Consider the following 20064-nt stretch of genomic DNA (forward strand, 5'->3'; position numbering starts at 1 on the left):
GTTATCCCTACAATATGTGGATGTTATTTTTCTTGTTCCAGCAGGGTCTCGCTTCAGCTAATCCTGCGATAATTATCTAGAAATTTGGACATTGTCTAAAACGTGAGTAGTTGTGGAGCTGAAGGACAATAAACAAATAATACAGCGATTGATAAATTGTAAAACTATTTAAAAGTGTTTCCACCCACATTCACTACCACACCAACGGTAAAAACAGAATTTCCGGCTTTTAAAAAATCACGATTTTTTAACCCAAAATTACTTCCGCTAGTGTATTGTAACTGTACTGCGTTGTTCAGTTTTAAACGGGTAAAAAACACAGGTTCTAAAAATGTATTGTCTTCTAAAGGTTGTGCAACATTATTTCTAACAAAATCTATCATGTTTACATGGCTTACTCTTAAAATGGTTCCATAATTTAATGGATAGCTTTTGCCAAACAGTTTTAATGATTTCTTTTCTTTAGAACTATAATTTACCTGAATAAAGGATTTCCTAAACCTCACATTTTGAACATCATCTGTGATGGTTCCATCGTTTTCAAAAGTTCTAAAAACACGGTCGGTATTGCCTTTTCCTAAACCGGCATAAATTTCTAAAATTCGGCTTTTGTCTGCTCCAAAAGTGGTGAAATAACCAGCGCCACCTTCTACCAAATCTTGTCTGAAATCTTTCTTGTTCTTTGTTTGGTTCATAAAAGAACCATTAAATAATACGCCCATGTGGTTTGATACGGCAAAAGCGGTATTCAAATTTACGTTTCCTCTTAAAGAAACATGACCAGATGCATGAACTTCTCCTTTAGCGCTTAACATGGGGCTATTGGGCACATTGGGCATATAAACGGAAGAACAAGAAGAGAATAGAAGCGTAAAAACAGTAGAGAAAATGAGAATTCTTTTGAAAATAAAAATTTGCATAGCCATTTTAACGCTAAAAAGAGCTGGTAATTTTATCTCCTTTTTAAAAATTATAAATTTAAAATACAGCAATGGTTAATTTATCCCATTAATTCTTGGTACAATTTATCAAAGGCAGCTTTTAACTCGCTATAATCTTGCTCTAATTTTGCTACTCTACTTTCTAATTCGTTTACAGATTTTCGGGCAGGTTCTTCTCTAATTTCATCTTCTTCAATTAAGGGTTCTCCGGCTAATAAATGTGCAAATCTTACTTCTTTTTGTCCTGATCGTTTTGGTAATTGTACAACGTAAGCAGGTGCTGATGTTGCCAATTTTTCAAGCGTTTGCAATACATCATCTAAAGATTCAAATTCATATAATCTACCAGAATTGGTGTTTAATTCACCTGGGGTTTGTGGGCCTCTTAATAATAACAAACAAATTAAAGCAACCTCTGAGGGGATTAAAGGAAAGACAATAGCAAAGTTATGTTTGTATTTTACTGCTCGGCTGCCACCTCCTGTTGCGGTAGATATTAAACCCTTCTTTTTTAAACTATCTAAAGTTAAAACCACCGTTTCTTCATCATATTCTACCACCGGTTTTCTTGATGATTTTTGATTACATGCCAAGGTTAATGCATTCAATGTCATGGGGTAATAATCAGGAGTGGTTTTGCTTTTCTCCATTAAAGAGCCCAAAACTCTTATCTCTTGTGCATTTAGAAGCGGTAAATTTTTAGCTGAATCCATGGGTTAAATATAATAATATCTCATTTCCATTATATATTTTAGGAGAATGATTTTATTTGTTTGATTGAATTTTAAACAGAATCTGTGAAATTGGAATGAGCATAAATCCCGAAAAGGCAAATAAAATAAAGGAAACCCTTAAGTTAAAGGCGTGTGAAAGATAGCCAATTAGCGGTGGGCCAACCAGCATTCCAAATATAGTGTAAGTGGCCACAATAGAAATAGCCATTCCAGGTGAATATTTGGTTGATTTTCCGGCTAAACCTAAAGTCATTGGGAAAATTGAGGCAGTACCCATCCCCACCATAGCAAAGCCAATTAAACCGGTATAAATATTAGGGAAAATGATGGCTAAAAGAATGCCTGTAATAATTAAACAAGCACTTAAAATATAGTTAGCGGCCATTCCAATTTTGTGAACAATAAAATCTGAAATAAACCTGAATGCGGCCATAAATACCACAAAAATTAAATATCCGTAAGTAAAAATTGGCGTTTTTAATACTTCTTTAAAATATATTCCGCTCCAATCAAACATGCCTCCTTCGCAAATTGCGGCAAAAAATGTTAAAAGACCGAGACAAACAATATAAGGATCGGGTTTACCTAAAATAAATTTATTTCCAGAAGCAGATCTGTCATCGGTTAAAAGATGCTCATAAGAAAAGTAGGCCATAATTAAGCCAAGAATGCCAACTATTAATAAATGGGTACCTATAGATATGTTAAAAGCAAGTAGCAAAGAAGTTAATCCGGCACCGGCTATGCCGCCCACACTCCATAAACCATGGAAACTTCCAATAATGGGTTTCTCATATAACTTTTGGAGATTTACAGATTGCGTATTAACTCCAATATTTAAAATCCTCATAGAGAAAGCAAACATAAATAGAGAAAAACCTAGTAAGATGATATTATTAGCATAACCAATTCCAATTAATGCTATTGCTTGAAAAATACAAGCCACAAGAATTGGAACTTTGGTGTTAAAACGAGAGATTAATACAGATGAAAATGGCAGCCCCAACAATGAGCTGATAGGAAGAATGAACAATAAGGTTCCTAATTGCGCATCATTAAGGTCTAATGATGTTTTAATTGTTGGTATTCTTGAAGCCCATGAAGCAAATAAAAAACCTGAAAGAAAGAAGAAAACTTTTAAAAAAATACGTTTTTTACCTAAAGAGCTCATGTTGAATATAAAGCTCAAATATCCCCTTTTTTGTAGGTATTTAGCAGATTAATTTTAAAATTAATCTGCTTCAGTTCCAACTAAATACATTTCTTCAATTGCTTCGGCGTATTTTTTCTCAATTACTTTTCTTTTTGGTTTCATAGTAGGAGTGATGTCTCCTTCTTCAATTGTAAATGGATTTCTTTTCACCTTAAAGTGTTTAATGCGTTCAAACTTTGCCAATTCATTGGAGTATTTCTTCACGTCTTCGGCAATCCAGTTAATGATTTGATCATCGTCAATAAAAGTATCGGGTAAATCAAAAAAAGCATCTTTTAAATGAAAAGTTTCTTGAAGTGTTTCTCTTCCTGGGGTGATAATAGCGGTGATATATTCTTTCTTATCACCAATTAAGAACACACTCTCAATTTTAGGACTTTTTAGATAGGTGTTTTCTACAGGGGTAGGATAAACGTTTTTGCCAAAAGCATTCACCAACATATTTTTAATACGATCTGTGATTTGCAAATTCCCTTTGAAAAATCGACCTATATCGCCGGTATGAAACCATCCATCAGCATCAATAACTTCTGCTGTTTCGGCAGGTTTGTTCCAATAGCCTTTCATTACGCAATGCCCTCTCACACAAATTTCACCTTCTTCGCATTCAAAATCTTCGTTAAAAGTATCGTGAGTTTGAATAGAAATGAATTTTTTAGTATCAACATCCTGAATGCCCACCTCTATTCCTGGTATCACACGCCCAACAGTTCCATAAACCTGACGATGATATTCTGTAACAGACATTACCGGCGAAGTTTCGGTTAAACCAAAACCTTCTAAAATTTTTATCCCAAGATTTCCAAAAAACTCACCCACATTTTTAGGTAATGCTGCCCCACCAGAAATCATAAATTTTAATCTTCCACCAGTTTTCTCTTTTATTTTGCTGAACACTAATTTTTCGGCAATGGCGTGTTTCATGGATAGAAAAACATTGGGTGTTTTTCCTGCTTCTTGTACTTCTCTATATTTTTGGCCTATTTCTAAAGCCCAAAGGAATATTTTTGCTTTTACACCGCCTGCGGCAGTCCCGCTTTTGATGGCTTTATCATGAATTTTCTCTAACAATCTGGGTACGCAAGACATCACGGTAGGTCTAACTTCGCCCATGTTTTTTGCTAGTAATTCTAAGCTTTGTGCAAAAGCTATTTTACAACCTTTTGCACAGCAAACATGGTAAGTTGCAGTCCGTTCAAAAACGTGACTTAAAGGTAAAAAAGATAGAAAAGTTTCATTTTTATCAATCACAGGTATTTGCTGTAAGCAAACTTTAACATTCTCTACAAAATTAGAATGGGTAAGCATTACTCCTTTTGGGATTCCGGTAGTGCCTGAGGTGTAAATCAATGCCGAAATATCACTTGGTAACACCTCTGCTCTTCTTTGGTTGATAAGGTTTTTGTAACGCTCTAAGTTTTGTTTACCTTCTGTGATCACTTGAGAAAGACTAATCACTCCTGCATTAAGTATTGTTTTTTCGGTGATTTTTTCATAATCAGAAAATACCGGAATAATTCTAATCAACTCGGGGCAATTATTAGCTATTTTAATGATCTTTTTTAATAAAAAATGAGTGCCAACCAAAATGGTTTTAGCTCCAGAATCATTTAATATATATTCAATTTCATGTTCAGAAAGCGTAGGGTAAATGGAGGTATTGATGGCTCCAATTTGTTGTAAAGCTTGGTCATAGTAAACATATTCTGGACAGTTTTCTATAATAAAACCACATCTATCACCTTTATTAATTCCTATTTCTAAGAAATAAGCAGAAATGGCATCGGCATTAGCCAAAGTTTCTTTATAAGAAATCTCTTCCCAATTATTCCCGACTTTTCTGAGTAAGAAAGTGTTTTCTTCGCTGTGAATGTTTTTCACAACGTTTCTCAATAAATTAGGTACAGTAGTTAATGCTGTGATCGAATTCATTTTAATAAATTAGGTTATAAATTGGTTTGGTTTAAAAAACAATATTAGGCTATTTCACCTTAAATACAAAAAGGGTACCTAATTAAAGATACCCTTTTAAAATATGATTAAATGAACTTAAACAGAGAAACTTTCTCCGCATCCACAAGTACGAGAAGCATTAGGATTAACAAAGTTAAATCCTTTGCCATTTAAGCCATCAGAAAAATCTAATTCGGTTCCTGCTAAGTAAAGGAAAGATTTCATGTCTAAAACAATTTTCAAACCTTTATCTTCAAAATCTTGATCTCCTTTTTGGGTTTCATTATCGAAATCCATATTGTAAGACAAGCCAGAGCAGCCACCACCTTTTACAGAAACACGCAGGAAATAAGAAGCATCTAACCCCGCATCTTTCATCAACTCTTCTATCTTGTATTTTGCTTTATCTGTTATTGTTACCATTATTTCTAGAATCAAGTAAATAGTATCAAGTATCAAGACTTATGAAATCGTACTTTACAGTCTCGATTCTTGATACTTAAATCTTGCTACTTTTTAGTGATGTGATTTCTCTAACTCAATTGCTGGCATACCGTTTTTAACACGATAGTCATTAATTGCAGATTTTATTGCGTCTTCTGCTAAAACAGAACAATGTATTTTAACTGGAGGTAAAGCCAATTCTTCCACAATATCCATGTTATCAATAGTTAAAGCATCATCAATAGATTTTCCTTTTAACCATTCTGTTGCTAAAGAAGAAGAAGCAATAGCAGAACCACAACCAAATGTTTTGAATTTGGCATCGGTAATAATGTTATTCTCGTCAACTTCTATTTGTAAACGCATTACATCACCACACTCTGGTGCGCCAACTAATCCTGTTCCAACACTTTTCTTTGATTTGTCTAGTGTTCCAACGTTTCTTGGATTGCTGTAATGATCAATTACTTTATCTGAATATGCCATGTCTTTTATCCTCCTGCCTCCCTAAAGGGAGATTAATTTATATTTTAATTTATTTATTTTTATTTGATATTCTCCCCTTTAAGGGTTGGGTGCTAATGTGCCGCCCACTCAATAGAATCAAGATCTATACCTTCTTTAAACATTTCCCAAAGTGGAGATAAATCTCTTAAATGGTTAACAGCTTTTTTAGTACTCTCTATGGTGAAATCAATTTCTTCTTCGGTTGTAAATCTTCCTAATCCAAAACGGATAGAAGAATGTGCTAAATCATCAGACAAACCTAAACTCTTTAATACATAAGATGGCTCTAAAGATGCTGATGTACATGCCGAACCAGATGATACCGCCATGTCTTTCATCGCCATCATTAATCCTTCTCCTTCAACATATTTAAAAGAGATATTTGCTGTATGAGGCAATCTATGTGCTGGGTTTCCATTCACATAAGATTCTTCTAATTCCGTTAAGCTTTTTTCTAATTTATCTCTTAAAGCAGAAAGTCTGATAGCTTCTTCTTCCATTTCGTTGAAGCAAAGTTCGCAGGCTTTACCTAAACCAACAATACCAGGAACGTTTAAAGTACCAGAACGCATTCCACGTTCATGTCCACCGCCATCCATTTGTGAAGTCACCTTAACTCTTGGGTTTTTTCTTCTTACATATAATGCGCCAACACCTTTTGGACCGTACATTTTATGTCCAGATAGTGCTAAAAGATCAATTCCATCTTCAATAACATTCACCTTTATTTTACCAACCGCTTGTACCGCATCTGTAAAAAATAAAGCGCCATGTTTATGAGCTATCGCAGATATTTCTTTCACTGGTTGAATTACTCCAATTTCATTATTAGCATACATGATAGCAACCAGAATGGTTTGATCTGTCATTGCAGCTTCTAATTTGTTTAAATCAACTAATCCATCAGATTCAACATCTAAGTAGGTAATGTTTGCACCTAATTTTTCTAAATGCTTGCAAGCATCTAATACTGCTTTATGTTCTGTAGTTAAGGTAATGATGTGATTACCTTTTTCTTTATACATTTCATAAACGCCTTTAATTGCTAAATTATCAGATTCTGTTGCACCAGAAGTAAAAATAATTTCCTTCTCTGTAGCGCCAATTAATTTGGCAACTTGCTCACGAGCATAATCTACGCCCTCTTCTGCAGCCCATCCAAAAGGATGATTTCTACTTGCTGCATTTCCAAATTTTTCTGTGAAATAAGGTAACATCGCTTCAAGAACCCTGGGATCCATTGGTGTTGTAGCGTTATTATCTAAGTATATAGGAGTTTTTAACATCTTATTTAGAATTGTTATAATTACAGACACAAATGTAATAAAAAAGTTTTGGAGCAGTCATAGTTTATCTTTATACAGCTATAGGTAAATTGGTCATTAAAATGCAATTTTGAACATGTTGAATAAGTTAGAACACGTAGGAATAGCGGTAAAAGATTTAGCGGTTGCCTCGCAGCTTTATCAATCTTTACTAGGAGTAGAAAGCTATAAACAAGAGGAGGTAGCTAGTGAAAACGTGATGACCGAGTTTTTTAAAGTCGGCGATACAAAAATAGAATTGTTGGCTGCTAGCAATGAAAAAAGCACAATTTTAAAGTTTATTGAAAAAAAAGGAGAAGGAATTCATCATTTAGCATTTGAAGTTGATGATATTTATGTAGAAATGGAACGCTTAAAAAAAGAAGGTTTTATTTTGTTAAATGATGAGCCAAAAAAAGGAGCTGATAATAAGCTCATTTGTTTTGTTCATCCAAGATCTTCAAACGGAGTTTTAATAGAACTTTGTCAAGAAATTACATAAAATGGATAAAAACGACAAAGAAGTAGAGCGATTAAAAGCGGTACACAAGTATCTTTTGTTTGATTTAAAAAAGGAAATACAATTAATAGCAAAGCTAGCTTCTTTTATTACCGGTACTCCAATTGCCTTAATTACTTTGTTAGACAGGGAAGAGCAAATTGTTTTAGCCAGTGAGGGAATTAAGCTGGATAAACTACCCAGAGATACTTCTTTTTGTAATCACGCTATAGAATCTGATGAGGTAATGGTGGTAGAAGATGCTAGTAAAGATGAAAGATTTCAAAATTTCCCATCAGTTACCGGCGAATTAAATATAAGATTTTACGCCAGTGCAAATCTTTCTTCTGATGATGGTTTTAAAATAGGAACCTTATGCATTTATGATGTTAAACCAAAGAAAATCACAGATTTTGAGAAAGAAAATTTGCAAATTTTAGCCATTCAAGTGAATCACATTTTAGAACTCGATAAACAATTTAGGTTATCGGTAGAGAAAAATAAGCTTTTAGCAAAAGTAGCTTTAATTCACTCTCATAAACTTAGTGGGCCATTATCTTCTATTTTAGAAATCACTAATTTAATTAAATTCGATAATTATAAATTTAATCCTCAATATTTATCGATACTAGAAAAATCAGCAAATCAACTAAATGATGAAATAAAAAAAATCACAGAGATAATAATTGATAATTAAAAGCTTAAACTCTTTTGTATATAATAATTTTTATTTAGTTTTGCAATTCTAAAATATTGGCGAAGAAAGGCACATAATAACATGAAAAAAGATTTGCACCCATCAAATTATAGATTAGTAGTTTTTAAAGACATGTCAAATGAATATGCTTTTATGACTAAATCTTGTATCAATACCAACGAAACTGTAAAGTGGGAAGATGGTAATGAATACCCATTAGTGAAATTAGAAATTTCTCACACTTCACACCCATTTTATACTGGTAAAATGAAGTTAGTAGATACAGCAGGACGTATTGACAAGTTCAAAACGCGTTACGCTAAAAAATAATTTTAATATTATTTACATTATTTGAAAGTCCCGACTTGTTAGTCGGGACTTTTTTTGTTTTTTTGTAGTATGACAATCATTTTTTTTGATGATCAATCAAGGGAAACGCTTTTTCCTTTAACCTTTACTCGTCCAGTTGCCGATTTACGAATTGGTATTTTAAAAATTTCTGAAAAGTGGTTACATCATTTTAAATCAGAATCATCTTACCTCACTGCAAAATACTTACAAGCTAAGTTTCCTTTTAATTTATCAACCCATAATATTTTTATTAATGGATCTATTTGTCCTGATCAAAATGTTTTAGCCGCAGTAGAAAAATTAAAAGAAGGAGAAGCATTGGTAAAGGGAGCAATTTGTGTAGCTGTTAAATCAAACGAAGTAAATTTTGATTTTAAAGAGCTTCATAAATTTGAAAAGGTAAATTTTGATACTGATTTACTAAAAATAAGTTTCCCCGAAGATATTTTTAAGCATAATGATAGTCAAATCAGATCGGATTTTGATTTACTTACCAATGGGAGAACTTCACAACCATTAAGTAGCACTAATACCATCATTGGGGATGATATTTTTGCTGAAGAAGGAGCTGAAGCTGAATGTTGCTCTTTCAACACCAAAAACGGTCCTATTTATTTAGGTAAAAACTCTCAGGTTTGGGAAGGTACACATGTAAGAGGTGCCTTAGCTTTGTGTAATGATAGCCAAATAAAAATGGGCGCAAAAATTTATGGAGCAACTACTATAGGACCTAATTCTAGAGTGGGTGGCGAGATAAATAACGCTGTAATTTGGGGTAACTCTTCTAAAGGGCATGATGGCTATTTAGGAAATGCAGTTTTAGGAGAATGGTGTAATATTGGCGCCGATTCTAATAACTCCAACCTCAAAAATAATTATGCCGAAGTGAGGTTGTGGGATTATAATACCGAAAGATTTAGAAAAACAGGCTTACAGTTTTGTGGCTTAATTATGGCCGATCATGCAAAATGCGGAATAAATACGATGTTTAATACGGGTACAGTAGTAGGAGTGGGGGCTAATGTTTTTGGTGCAGGTTTCCCCAGAAATTTTATTGCAGACTTTGCCTGGGGTGGAGCCCATGGTTTTGAAACTTACGCTCTAAACAAAATGTTTGAAACCGTAGAAAAAGTTTTTGAAAGAAGAAATAGGGTTTTTGACCAAACAGAGCAAGATATTTTAACACATCTATTTAATTATACAGAACAATACAGAAGATTTTAAAATAAGTTATGAGAAAGAAAATTGTAGCAGGAAACTGGAAAATGAATAAAAATTATACCGAAGGATTATCTTTATTCTCTGAGGTAATTAATATGGCAAAGGATGAATTGCATGGAGAGCAACAAGTGATAGTTTGTGCGCCATATATTCATCTACACAGTTTATCAGCTTTGGCTAAAGGATATGTACAAGTAAGTGTTGGCGCTCAAAATGCTCATCAAGAAGAAGCAGGAGCTTACACAGGAGAAATTTCTACAAGTATGTTAAAATCTGTAGGAGTAGAATATGTGATTTTAGGCCATTCAGAAAGAAGACAATATTTTGCTGAAGACAATGCGCTTTTAGCTAAAAAAACAGATATCGCTTTAAAAAATGATTTAAAACCAATTTTTTGCATCGGCGAAACCCTAACAGAAAGAGAAAGTGGAGAGCATTTTAATGTCATTAAATCTCAATTATCAGAAGGAACATTCCATTTATCAGCAGATGATTTTGCCAAACTAGTTATTGCTTATGAGCCAGTTTGGGCCATTGGTACAGGAGTTACGGCTTCTTCAGATCAAGCACAAGAAATACATGCATACATTAGAAAAGAAATTGCCTTAAAGTACGGGCAGGCTGTTGCCGATGAAACCTCTATTTTATATGGTGGAAGTTGTAATCCTAAAAATGCATCAGAATTGTTTGCTCAGGCAGATATTGACGGTGGTTTAATAGGCGGAGCATCTTTAAAGTCGAGAGATTTTATAGATATCGCAAAAGCGTTTAATAAATAGTTAGTTAGTTAGTTAGTTAGTTAGTTAGTTAGTTAGTGCAAGATGCTTCGACTCCGCTCAGCATGACAAAAAACCTGAGCTAAGTAGGATGTCACCCTGAGCGGAGTCGAAGGGTAAAAAATCAATAAGTATTAAAAAATCATGATGAATTATAAAGAGCTGGTATTTACTTTAATTTCTGATGAAGACTATCAGCAAGATTTATTGATAAATGAATTGGGAGAAATTGGGTTTGATACTTTTGAAGAAACCGACTTTGGGTTTAAAGCATACATTATTGGTTCAAAATACAATAAAGAAGAAATTGATTCGAGATTAAAACCTTTTCATGAATTGTTTACCTTTTCTTATGAAGTGAACATCATTCCGCATAAAAACTGGAACGAGGTTTGGGAAAGCAATTTTGAACCTATTCAAATTAGTGATCAGGTTTATGTGAGAGCAACTTTTCATCAGCCGCAGCCTAATTTTAAATATGAAATTGTGATTGATCCTAAAATGGCTTTTGGAACCGGGCATCACCAAACAACAGCCATGATTTTGGAATATCTATTAGAAACAGATGTAAAAGATAAAACCATTTTAGATATGGGCTGCGGGACCGGTATTTTAGCCATTTTAGCTAGCAAGCTTGGCGCTAAAACACTTACAGCAATAGATTATGATCAGCTTTGCTTTGATAGCACTTTAGAAAACACAGCCCTCAATAATATTAAAAATGTAGAAGTACTGTGTGGTTCAAAAGAAGCTATTCCTAATCAGCAATATGATATTATTTTAGCCAACATTAACAGGAATATTTTATTAGACCAAATGGAGCGCTACGCCGAAGTATTAAAACCAAACGGGATGATATTTTTTAGTGGATTTTATGAATCTCCAGATTTAGAGGTAATTACTGAAGAAGCTAGAAAATATGATTTAAAATACATTCAGCATAAGAAAAAAGACCTTTGGGTTGCTGCAAAATTTATTAAATAAACATACATAATTTGAGAGTTCACTTTATTGCTGTAGGTGGTGCCGCTATGCACAACCTGGCTATTGCATTGCATTTAAAAGGATTTAATGTTACCGGATCGGATGATGTGATTTACGAACCTTCTAAAACACGTTTAGGTAAGCATCAGTTATTACCAAAAGAAGAAGGCTGGCATCCAGAAAATATCACCACAGCTATTGATGCCATTATTTTAGGGATGCATGCAAGAATAGACAATCCCGAATTATTAAAAGCTCAAGAACTAGGAATACCTGTATATTCTTATCCCGAATATATTTACCAACAATCTAAAGATAAGAAGCGAATTGTAATTGGAGGTAGCCATGGTAAAACAACCATCACTTCCATGATTTTGCATGTGCTTAACTTTTATCAAAAAGATTTTGATTATTTGGTAGGCGCACAAATAGAAGGTTTTGAAAATATGGTGAAGCTTTCTGATGCACCATTAATTGTTATTGAGGGCGATGAATATTTAGCATCACCAATTGATCTTCGTCCAAAATTTCATCTTTATAAAGCACATGTTGGCATTATTAGCGGTGTAGCTTGGGATCACATCAATGTGTTTCCAACTTTTGATAACTATAAATTACAGTTCAGTTTGTTTATAGATACCATACAAGAAGGCGGTAAACTTATTTATTGCGAAGAAGATGAAGTTTTAAAAGAATTGGTAGCACAACATTTGTTTAAAAATAAGCTGAGTGTATTGCCATATCAAACACCAGATTATTCCATTATTAATGGGCAAACTTTTCTAGAAACAAGCACTCAAAATGTGCCTCTAAGTATTTTTGGTAGGCATAATTTAATGAATTTGAAAGCTGCACAGTTGGCTTGTGAAGAAGCTGGAATTTTGGAGGAAGAATTTTACCAAGCTATTGCTGATTTTAAAGGCGCCGCCAGGCGATTAGAAAAATTAGGTGAAACGGCAAATACAGTAGTTTATAAAGATTTTGCACATTCGCCATCAAAATTGAAAGCAACTATTGAAGCAGTTAAAGAACAGTTCCCCGACAGAAAATTAATTGCCTGTATGGAATTGCATACTTTTAGTAGCTTAAACGAAGATTTTTTAAACGAATACGCAAATACAATGAATGGCGCAGATTTTGCTATAGTGTTTATAGATGAAAAAACTTTTCTTCAAAAAAAAATGAAACCTTTTTCTCAGGAAAAAGTATTAACAGCATTTAATAATAAGAATTTAAAGTTTTTTAATCACCCCGAAAAAATAAAAAGTTATTTGCAAACGTTTCAATTTAGTAACACAAATCTTTTAATGATGAGTTCTGGTAATTTTGGAGGTATTGATTTAGTTACTTTAACAAAATTATTAATTAGTAATTGATAATTTCTCTAACTTTGTCATTAGTTAACTTTAGGTTAAGTGTTATTGGTTTGAAAATTTAGAATAGGTCGAAAATGAAGTTATTAGGAAAAAAAATTAGACTACTGAGACATCAAAAAGGATGGAGTCAGGAAGATGTTGCTAAGCAACTAGACATCTCAATCCCTGCTTTTTCTAAAATAGAAACAGGTATTACAGATATCAATTTGTCGAGATTAGAGCAGATATCTGCTTTATTTGAAATGACAGTTGTTCAATTACTCACTTACAATGATCCGGAGCAGGAAATTAAATATGCTTCAGATTTGGAAATAGTTACTAAAAAACTACAAGAGAGAGAAGTAGAAGTGATTGACCTGCAGAAAAAAGTGATTGAGCTTTACGAAGAAATCAGAAACGTAAAAACTTTCGTTTAAAAATAAAAAAAGCCCTTTAAAAGGGCTTTTTTTATTTTAAATTAGAATATATTCAATATTTCGAAAACTGCTTTCTTCAGTTTTGTGAACCTTAATTTTAATTTTTAAGCTTAAAATCAATTACTTATAATTAATTTTTTACTAATTATAGGTCCATTTAAAATCTGGATATTAATATTATAACTACCGGTAGGCAGTAAATTTATATTATATTTATCTTGCGATTTCCATATTGTTACTAAAGACCCCGAATTATTAAAAAGTTTAACATTTTCAATTTTTAACTTGCTAATTCCAGAGATTGAAAATGATTCTTTGGTAGGATTAGGAAAGATTAATAAATCCTCTATCACTTTAGTTGGTGAAGCTGATGCAATATTTGAAAAAGAAAAATGGCCATCAACATCTATCTGTTTAACACGATAATACACTGTCCCTAAAAAATCGGGTTCATCATAATAGATATACTGTTGCTTATTTGATTGATTTTTAGCTGGGATGTTAATTTTTGCATTTATCCAAGTAATTCCATCGATGCTTCTTTGTAGGTCAAAGTTCTTAACGTTAATTTCTTGCTCTGTTTGCCATTCAACTTTTACAGAAGTCTGAATCCTTGTAGCTTCTATCATTCTCCATTTTAAAGGTAAAGTACTCTCGTTTGCAAGAATTATTTCAGATAAATTCTGATTCATAATATTGCTGGAGGTGACAATATTACCAACTGTATTATTACTACTAGTTCCGGCTATCTCCCAAGAAGTGCCATTGTAAGCAAAAAGTTTTAACATGGATTCATTTAAGCCGTTAAGCTCAGCCTCATCATATTTGAATTTAATCTCACCGCTGAACAAAAAAGGCGTAGTAGTTAAATTATAAACCCTTCGTACATAGTTATCTGCAAAGCTATTACTTACGGTAGCACTTTTAAGTACATTAATGCCACTTAATGTTAAAGCGGTGGTTGGTTTAAATGTTAGGTTACCTGCAATTAATGAAGTTCCAGCAGCTATTCTTAATCTTGCGTTGGAAGCTATTTTTATTTGTTGAGCAGCTACTACGCTAATCATTAGTATTTTCACTATAAAAAGTGCAAATAGATTTTTCATAGTGAGCTATTTTTTTGTTGATGAAGGAATAAAATTGTAGCGTTTGTAAACTATGCCTCCGATAATTAGAGAAAGCAACACTAATACTAAGGGCCATGATATACTGGCTGTGTCTAAAAATGTGTGTTTTTCTAATATGTCTAATCTTTTTCTAAGTTCTAGGTTTTCTGTTATTAATTTATCGATATCATCTGATTGTTTTTTGGTACGCATTTCTAAAGCTTTTGTTGCTGCCATTAAGATTCCATCAGCATCTATGGTACCAATTGATTTTGTATCGGTTCCTAAATTAAAAGCTGCATGAAAATCCTGTGCAGTTGGTCCAATGTGACGTATGCTTTCATCCTCAAATTTATAACTCCACTCTTTAATATCTAAAGCTCTTAATTTTTGTAAAATTTCCTCATTAGATATTTTTTTAAATAGATGTTTCTTATTTACATCTGATGTATTTGTCCATACGCCACCAGTTGAAAGATATGCACCTGTGGATGTTGAAATCACTGCGTTTGATTGTCCCCAATTACTCACAGAGGCTCCTGATTGTATGGTTACACCAGTTGAAAGGTTAGAAGATGAAAATATGCGAAATCCTCCTGATACACGCCAATTTGCAGTATGATTAGCACTCGCTCTTATTGTATCAACTGTTGAGCGATCTGCAAAAACAAAAGATCCTTGTCTAGCATTAGTATGGGCATGGTAACCCATGGCTACTGATGCAGCTCCAGTGGCTGTGTTATCTTCTCCAACTGCAAAACTAGATTGTTGCGCTGCAACACATCTAAGCCCAAAAGCTGTAGCATGAGCTGCTGATGCTCTACAACCTTCACCTGCGGCAAATGAATAGTCGCCTATATTTGCGCTGTCCCATTGAGTTCCTGAAACTCCACCAACTCTAAAAGCAGCTTTCTGTGGATACCACATCAAACGTGTTCCTGCTCCATTTGCAACTATACCTGTTCCAAAAGCGTCACCGTCGTAAGTGCCGCCTAGTAGAAATCCACCATTAGTATGAACGCTCATTCGACTATTTAAGAGGTTATCTCTTACTGCTAAAAGAGTGTCGGGTGTTTGTGCGTTAGCGATGTTAGATACTAACAAAATCAAGCAAAGAATCTTGTTAAAAATTAAAATAGATAGTAAATTTTTTTTCATGACAATAAGTTTAGTTTATATAATTATAAGAATTTTTCAAATTTATAAAACTATATTAATCGCTCGGTACTAATTTTTAATTATTTACTTAATATTCTGAAAATATTATAAAATAAAATCACACCAAACTTAACCAATAAAAAAGCCCTTTTGAACATCAAAAGGGCTTTTATAAAATACAGGAATTTATTTACAAAGCTTCAGATACCACTTCTTTTACTTCGGGCACCATTCTTTGTAATAAGCTTTGAATACCAGATTTTAAGGTGATGGTTGATGATGGGCAGCCACTGCAAGAACCTCTTAGTTCTACCGTTACTATGCCTTCTTCAAAAGATTTATAACTTATGGCGCCACCATCTTGTTCAACAGCTGGTCTTACGTAATCATTTAGAATTTGTTGGATTTTTATTTCCGTTTCTGTTCCTTCAAAAACTAATTCTTCATCGCTTTTGTTTTCTTGAACAGCATACTCAGACTCTACCGCTCCTTTAACAAATTCTTTTAAGATAGGCTCAATATCTGCCCAAACGGCATCTTCTGTTTTGGTTACTGTTACAAAATTACTGGCGAAAAAAACACCGTTTACAAAGTTGAATTTGTAAAGCTCAGTAGCAAATTTAGAAGGCTCGGCACTTGCCTTGGTTGGAAAATCAACACTCCCGTTAATTAATAACTTATTTACAATGAATTTCATTGTAGCTGGGTTGGGTGTAGATTCTGTATATATTGAAATATTCATGATCTTTAAATTAGATTTCAAAAGTAGTCATCACAATAAGGAATGAAAGCATGTTTAAATAGTTTTTACCTCTTTATGACTTATTAAATCCCTGTGTAACTAGAAGGAGTGATGGCTAATAATTCTTGTTTTACTTCTTCGCTAATATTTAAACCTGCAATAAATTGCGCAATTACCTGGGCATTTATTTGTTGGTTGGTACGTGTTAAGTCTTTTAGTGCCTCGTAAGGATTAGGATAATTTTCTCTTCGTAAAATAGTTTGAAGTGCTTCGGCAACTACCGCCCAATTGTTGTCTAAATCTTTTTGAATTTCATCTTGATTTAATAAAAGCTTGTTCAATCCTTTTAAAGTAGATTGTAAAGCAATCATGGTGTGGGCAATAGGCACTCCAATGTTTCTGAGCACTGTAGAATCTGTTAAATCTCTTTGCAGCCTGCTTACGGGTAATTTAGCAGATAAATGCTCAAAAATGGCGTTGGCAATTCCAATATTTCCTTCCGAATTTTCAAAATCTATTGGGTTTACTTTATGAGGCATTGCAGATGAACCTATTTCTCCTTCTTTAATCTTCTGCTTAAAATAATTCATGGAAATGTAGGTCCAAAAATCTCTGTTTAAGTCTAAAATAATGGTGTTGATTCTTTTTAAACCATCAAACTGAGCGGCTAAATAATCATAATGTTCTATTTGTGTGGTGTGTTGAGATCTTTTTAATTTTAGGGTGTTTTCTACAAAAGTATTCCCAAAATTTTTCCAGTTAATCATAGGGTAAGCCACATGGTGTGCATTAAAGTTACCGGTTGCGCCACCAAATTTTGCCGCATAAGGAATGTCTTTTAATAATGCCAATTGGTTTTCTAAACGCTCTACAAAAACCATTAATTCTTTACCTAAACGGGTTGGCGAAGCTGGCTGACCATGCGTATGAGCTAACATAGGGACATGTTTCCAATCATTCACTAGGGTTTTTAAAGTGTTAATTAACTCCTGAAGTTTAGGATAGTAAACCAATAGCATTCCTGATTTAAAGGAATAAGGAATAGAAGTATTGTTAATATCCTGAGAGGTTAAGCCAAAATGAATAAACTCTTTGTATGCTGATAAACCTAAATCGTCAAATTTTTTCTTGATAAAATATTCTACCGCTTTAACATCATGATTGGTGGTTTTCTCAATCTCTTTTACTTCTAAAATATCAGTCTCTTTAAGTTCTTTTACCATGTTTCTTAAAGTTTCAAAATTGTCTTTATTGAAATTTTTAAGGCCAGGTAGGGGTATTTCACACAATGCGATAAAATATTCAACCTCTACAAAAATTCGGTAGGTAATTAAGGCAGCTTCAGAGAAGTATGAACTTAAGTTTTTGGTTTGCGAGTGATAACGCCCATCAATAGGAGAAACAGCGTAAATAGAAGAATTATTCATAGCATTTAAATTTTGTGCAAAAATACAAAAATGAGTGGCTTTATAATGAGGTTAGCCAATTTAAGAAATTTTACTTGTCCACACTTTATTTTATTAAGGGTAAAGAAATAATAATTTTACTGGAAACTTTGGATAATAAAAAAGTTTCCATAGTTTTGCCGCGGATTAAAAATTAAAATGGAAAACGTAGAAGAATATATTTTATCAGAAGCGAAAAAGCTTTTTATGAAATTTGGGATGAGGAGTGTAACCATGGACGACATTGCTAAGCATTTAGGAATGTCAAAAAAAACAATTTACGCTAATTTTAAGGATAAGAATGAGTTGGTGAATCAATTGTTTTCTAAAATATTACAACATGATAAATGTAACATGGAGCAGTGTTCCTATAAATCTGAAAATGCAATAGAAGAAGTTTTTTTAATGATGAATTTTTTCAAAGAAATGCTTGCCGGAATAAACCCCATTGTATTTTATGATTTAGAAAAGTACCATAATGAAGCTTATAAAGCCATGATGAATTTTCATCAAACTCATGTTTACAATTCTATTAAAACTGGATTAGAAAGGGGAATTAAAGAGAAAGTGTTTAGAGAAAATATCAATACAGATATTTTAGCTACCGCCAGAGTAGGGCAAATTAATTGGGTTTTTGAATCGGATTTAATAAGAAGCGGAAAATATAGCATTTATGATGTGATGAATGAATTGACCATGCATTACCTTTTTGGGATTTGCACCCTCAGCGGTCATATATTAATTAACAATTATCAAATTAAAAAGAACAATTAAATTATATAATGAAAACTAAGACCATGCTAATTACAGCAATGTTAAGTTTAACAATAGGAAGCGTGATGGCTCAACAAGAGACAGCCAAAAACAACTATTTTAACCTTAATGATTGTATAAACTATGCTTACGAGCATCAAACAAATATTTTAAATGCTGATTTAGATCGCAAAATTGCCGATGCTAAGGTGAAACAAACCATTGGAATTGGATTGCCGCAGGTAAATGCAAGTGCTGATTTTCAGGATTACTTAAAAAGACCCATCGTTTTATTTCCTGATTTTGTTGGTCCGGCAATTTATAATATCATCCAAGATGAAGACATTAGAGATGCTAACGGAAATACCATTGTACAACCTAATGGTGTAGGAGGGTTACAACCTGTTAATTTTCAACAAAAATACAACTCTAATGTAGGCTTATCTGTAAGTCAACTTCTTTTTGATGGTAGTTATATTGTGGGTTTACAAGCTTCTAAAACTTATAAGGAGTTGTCTCAAAGACTTTATACCAGATCAAGAATTGAAACCAACGTAGCGGTAACTAAAGCCTTTTACATGGTTTTGGTAAATAATGAACAAGTAGAATTGCTTAACACAAATATAGAGCAGCTTAAAAAGCAACTCGACCAAACCAAAGCATTGTACGATAATGGTTTTGCCGAAAAAATTGATGCCGATAGATTGACTGTTTTGTACAATAATTTGAATACCGAAAAGCAAAATATCCTACGTTCTTTAGAGCTAGGAGTTGGTTTATTAAAGTTTCAGATGGGAATGCCTGTTGAAGAACAGTTAGCCTTAAACGGTAAGATTAGCGAAATCAAATTTGACAAAATTGAAATTTTAAATGATACTGCGGCATACAACAACAGAATAGAATATTCTTTAGCACAAACGCAGTTGAAATTAAATGCCTTAGATCTAAAAAGGTATAAATCTCAATATTTACCAAGTTTAGCTGCATTTGGTAATGGTTCTTACCAATTTCAAAGCAATTCTTTTGGAGAGTTGTATAACAAAAGTTATCCAACAGTATTGATAGGTTTAAAATTAAATGTTCCAATTTTTAGTGGTGGACAAAGAATGCACCAAGTTAGGCAAGCCGAGTATACGGTCCAAAAATCTACCAATGATTTAAAAAACGCTAAAAATTCTATCAATCTTGATATTAGAAATAGCATTACCAACTATACAAATAGCATCACTTCGTTAGAAAATCAACAAAGAAATTTGGATTTGGCTAATGAGATATTAAGAGTTTCTAAAATTAAGTACGAACAAGGTGTGGGTTCTTCCATTGAAGTTACGCAGGCTCAAACTTCATTAAAAGAGGCCGAGAATAATTATATCAATGCTTTATATCAAGCATTAACCAGTAAAGTAGATACAGAAAAAGCAACAGGAGTTATTAAATAAAAGCA

General features: G+C 33.2%; 21 protein-coding genes. 10 read left to right on the plus strand and 11 right to left on the minus strand.

Annotated features, from left to right (window positions below; translation table 11 throughout):
* Positions 1–164 precede the first annotated feature (164 nt).
* The 7 genes from FA046_RS07950 to FA046_RS07980 form a co-directional block, all read right to left on the minus strand.
* Positions 165–920: a hypothetical protein gene (locus tag FA046_RS07950; protein WP_225870897.1), complete on the minus strand. Its 756-nt coding sequence runs from the start codon at positions 918–920 to the stop codon at positions 165–167.
* Between the two features lie 80 nt (positions 921–1000).
* Positions 1001–1654 carry a YceH family protein gene (locus FA046_RS07955; RefSeq protein ID WP_136825850.1) on the minus strand — a complete coding sequence of 218 codons (654 nt, stop codon included), beginning with the start codon at positions 1652–1654 and terminating at the stop codon, positions 1001–1003.
* A gap of 52 nt (positions 1655–1706) precedes the next feature.
* Entirely contained in the window at positions 1707–2846 is a 1140-nt protein-coding gene (locus FA046_RS07960) for an MFS transporter (protein WP_136825851.1), read from the minus strand.
* A 60-nt stretch (positions 2847–2906) separates the two neighbouring features.
* Positions 2907–4820, minus strand: coding sequence for an AMP-dependent synthetase/ligase (locus FA046_RS07965; protein WP_136825852.1), 1914 nt, complete (start codon positions 4818–4820; stop codon positions 2907–2909).
* Between the two features lie 117 nt (positions 4821–4937).
* A complete protein-coding gene (locus tag FA046_RS07970) occupies positions 4938–5264 on the minus strand; it encodes a HesB/IscA family protein (protein WP_136825853.1) in 327 nt (108 codons plus the stop codon).
* 93 nt (positions 5265–5357) lie between these two features.
* Positions 5358–5771, minus strand: a complete 414-nt coding sequence (iscU, locus tag FA046_RS07975; protein WP_136825854.1) for a Fe-S cluster assembly scaffold IscU — start codon at positions 5769–5771, stop codon at positions 5358–5360.
* 92 nt (positions 5772–5863) lie between these two features.
* Entirely contained in the window at positions 5864–7078 is a 1215-nt protein-coding gene (locus tag FA046_RS07980; RefSeq protein WP_136825855.1) for an IscS subfamily cysteine desulfurase, read from the minus strand.
* 115 nt (positions 7079–7193) lie between these two features.
* Here FA046_RS07980 and mce point away from each other — a divergent pair, with 115 nt between their 5' ends.
* From mce to FA046_RS08020, 8 genes are all read left to right on the plus strand, one after another.
* A complete protein-coding gene (gene mce / locus FA046_RS07985) occupies positions 7194–7598 on the plus strand; it encodes a methylmalonyl-CoA epimerase (protein ID WP_136825856.1) in 405 nt (134 codons plus the stop codon).
* A 1-nt stretch (position 7599) separates the two neighbouring features.
* Positions 7600–8292, plus strand: coding sequence for a GAF domain-containing protein (locus tag FA046_RS07990; RefSeq protein ID WP_136825857.1), 693 nt, complete (start codon positions 7600–7602; stop codon positions 8290–8292).
* Between the two features lie 81 nt (positions 8293–8373).
* Complete coding sequence (locus FA046_RS07995; RefSeq protein WP_136825858.1) at positions 8374–8622, plus strand: type B 50S ribosomal protein L31; 249 nt, start codon at positions 8374–8376, stop codon at positions 8620–8622.
* A 69-nt stretch (positions 8623–8691) separates the two neighbouring features.
* Positions 8692–9867: a GlmU family protein gene (locus tag FA046_RS08000; RefSeq protein ID WP_136825859.1), complete on the plus strand. Its 1176-nt coding sequence runs from the start codon at positions 8692–8694 to the stop codon at positions 9865–9867.
* Between the two features lie 8 nt (positions 9868–9875).
* Entirely contained in the window at positions 9876–10643 is a 768-nt protein-coding gene (gene tpiA / locus FA046_RS08005) for a triose-phosphate isomerase (RefSeq protein ID WP_136825860.1), read from the plus strand.
* Positions 10644–10787: 144 nt separating this feature from the next.
* On the plus strand, positions 10788–11624 hold the full coding sequence (gene prmA / locus FA046_RS08010) for a 50S ribosomal protein L11 methyltransferase (RefSeq protein ID WP_136826081.1): 837 nt from the start codon (positions 10788–10790) through the stop codon (positions 11622–11624).
* A gap of 11 nt (positions 11625–11635) precedes the next feature.
* Positions 11636–13000 (plus strand): UDP-N-acetylmuramate--L-alanine ligase, encoded by a 1365-nt coding sequence (locus FA046_RS08015; RefSeq protein WP_136825861.1) that lies wholly within the window; start codon positions 11636–11638, stop codon positions 12998–13000.
* 74 nt (positions 13001–13074) lie between these two features.
* Positions 13075–13416 carry a helix-turn-helix domain-containing protein gene (locus tag FA046_RS08020; RefSeq protein WP_136825862.1) on the plus strand — a complete coding sequence of 114 codons (342 nt, stop codon included), beginning with the start codon at positions 13075–13077 and terminating at the stop codon, positions 13414–13416.
* A 116-nt stretch (positions 13417–13532) separates the two neighbouring features.
* Here the strand turns inward: FA046_RS08020 and FA046_RS08025 are convergent, their stop codons facing one another.
* The 4 genes from FA046_RS08025 to purB all read right to left on the minus strand — a co-directional run bounded on the left by FA046_RS08025 (position 13533) and on the right by purB (position 17849).
* Positions 13533–14522 (minus strand): T9SS type A sorting domain-containing protein, encoded by a 990-nt coding sequence (locus FA046_RS08025; protein WP_136825863.1) that lies wholly within the window; start codon positions 14520–14522, stop codon positions 13533–13535.
* A 6-nt stretch (positions 14523–14528) separates the two neighbouring features.
* Positions 14529–15680 (minus strand): tail fiber domain-containing protein, encoded by a 1152-nt coding sequence (locus FA046_RS08030; RefSeq protein WP_136825864.1) that lies wholly within the window; start codon positions 15678–15680, stop codon positions 14529–14531.
* A gap of 190 nt (positions 15681–15870) precedes the next feature.
* Positions 15871–16422, minus strand: coding sequence for a NifU family protein (locus FA046_RS08035; RefSeq protein ID WP_136825865.1), 552 nt, complete (start codon positions 16420–16422; stop codon positions 15871–15873).
* 83 nt (positions 16423–16505) lie between these two features.
* A complete protein-coding gene (purB, locus tag FA046_RS08040; RefSeq protein WP_136825866.1) occupies positions 16506–17849 on the minus strand; it encodes an adenylosuccinate lyase in 1344 nt (447 codons plus the stop codon).
* A 177-nt stretch (positions 17850–18026) separates the two neighbouring features.
* Between purB and FA046_RS08045 the strand changes: the two genes are divergently transcribed.
* Both FA046_RS08045 and FA046_RS08050 read left to right on the plus strand, forming a co-directional pair.
* Positions 18027–18641, plus strand: a complete 615-nt coding sequence (locus FA046_RS08045) for a TetR/AcrR family transcriptional regulator (protein ID WP_136825867.1) — start codon at positions 18027–18029, stop codon at positions 18639–18641.
* An 8-nt stretch (positions 18642–18649) separates the two neighbouring features.
* The gene (locus FA046_RS08050; RefSeq protein ID WP_136825868.1) at positions 18650–20059 is read left to right on the plus strand and encodes a TolC family protein; all 1410 of its coding nucleotides are present in this window, start codon (positions 18650–18652) and stop codon (positions 20057–20059) included.
* The last annotated feature ends 5 nt before the right edge of the window (positions 20060–20064 follow it).

It is taken from the genome of Pedobacter cryophilus, from assembly GCF_005116455.1.
Lineage (GTDB): Bacteria > Bacteroidota > Bacteroidia > Sphingobacteriales > Sphingobacteriaceae > Pseudopedobacter > Pseudopedobacter cryophilum.

Bases quoted from the DNA above. Each gene is read 5' to 3' on its own strand.
- FA046_RS08045 (WP_136825867.1), top strand. From the start codon at position 18,027: ATGGAAAACGTAGAAGAATATATTTTATCAGAAGCGAAAAAGCTTTTT.
- FA046_RS08020 (WP_136825862.1), top strand. From the start codon at position 13,075: ATGAAGTTATTAGGAAAAAAAATTAGACTACTGAGACATCAAAAAGGA.
- prmA (WP_136826081.1), top strand. From the start codon at position 10,788: ATGAATTATAAAGAGCTGGTATTTACTTTAATTTCTGATGAAGACTAT.
- FA046_RS07965 (WP_136825852.1), bottom strand. From the start codon at position 4,820: ATGAATTCGATCACAGCATTAACTACTGTACCTAATTTATTGAGAAAC.
- FA046_RS08035 (WP_136825865.1), bottom strand. From the start codon at position 16,422: ATGAATATTTCAATATATACAGAATCTACACCCAACCCAGCTACAATG.
- FA046_RS07950 (WP_225870897.1), bottom strand. From the start codon at position 920: ATGCAAATTTTTATTTTCAAAAGAATTCTCATTTTCTCTACTGTTTTT.
- FA046_RS08050 (WP_136825868.1), top strand. From the start codon at position 18,650: ATGAAAACTAAGACCATGCTAATTACAGCAATGTTAAGTTTAACAATA.
- FA046_RS08030 (WP_136825864.1), bottom strand. From the start codon at position 15,680: ATGAAAAAAAATTTACTATCTATTTTAATTTTTAACAAGATTCTTTGC.
- tpiA (WP_136825860.1), top strand. From the start codon at position 9,876: ATGAGAAAGAAAATTGTAGCAGGAAACTGGAAAATGAATAAAAATTAT.
- FA046_RS08025 (WP_136825863.1), bottom strand. From the start codon at position 14,522: ATGAAAAATCTATTTGCACTTTTTATAGTGAAAATACTAATGATTAGC.
- FA046_RS07970 (WP_136825853.1), bottom strand. From the start codon at position 5,264: ATGGTAACAATAACAGATAAAGCAAAATACAAGATAGAAGAGTTGATG.
- FA046_RS07955 (WP_136825850.1), bottom strand. From the start codon at position 1,654: ATGGATTCAGCTAAAAATTTACCGCTTCTAAATGCACAAGAGATAAGA.
- iscU (WP_136825854.1), bottom strand. From the start codon at position 5,771: ATGGCATATTCAGATAAAGTAATTGATCATTACAGCAATCCAAGAAAC.
- mce (WP_136825856.1), top strand. From the start codon at position 7,194: ATGTTGAATAAGTTAGAACACGTAGGAATAGCGGTAAAAGATTTAGCG.
- FA046_RS07995 (WP_136825858.1), top strand. From the start codon at position 8,374: ATGAAAAAAGATTTGCACCCATCAAATTATAGATTAGTAGTTTTTAAA.
- FA046_RS08000 (WP_136825859.1), top strand. From the start codon at position 8,692: ATGACAATCATTTTTTTTGATGATCAATCAAGGGAAACGCTTTTTCCT.
- FA046_RS07980 (WP_136825855.1), bottom strand. From the start codon at position 7,078: ATGTTAAAAACTCCTATATACTTAGATAATAACGCTACAACACCAATG.
- FA046_RS07990 (WP_136825857.1), top strand. From the start codon at position 7,600: ATGGATAAAAACGACAAAGAAGTAGAGCGATTAAAAGCGGTACACAAG.
- purB (WP_136825866.1), bottom strand. From the start codon at position 17,849: ATGAATAATTCTTCTATTTACGCTGTTTCTCCTATTGATGGGCGTTAT.
- FA046_RS07960 (WP_136825851.1), bottom strand. From the start codon at position 2,846: ATGAGCTCTTTAGGTAAAAAACGTATTTTTTTAAAAGTTTTCTTCTTT.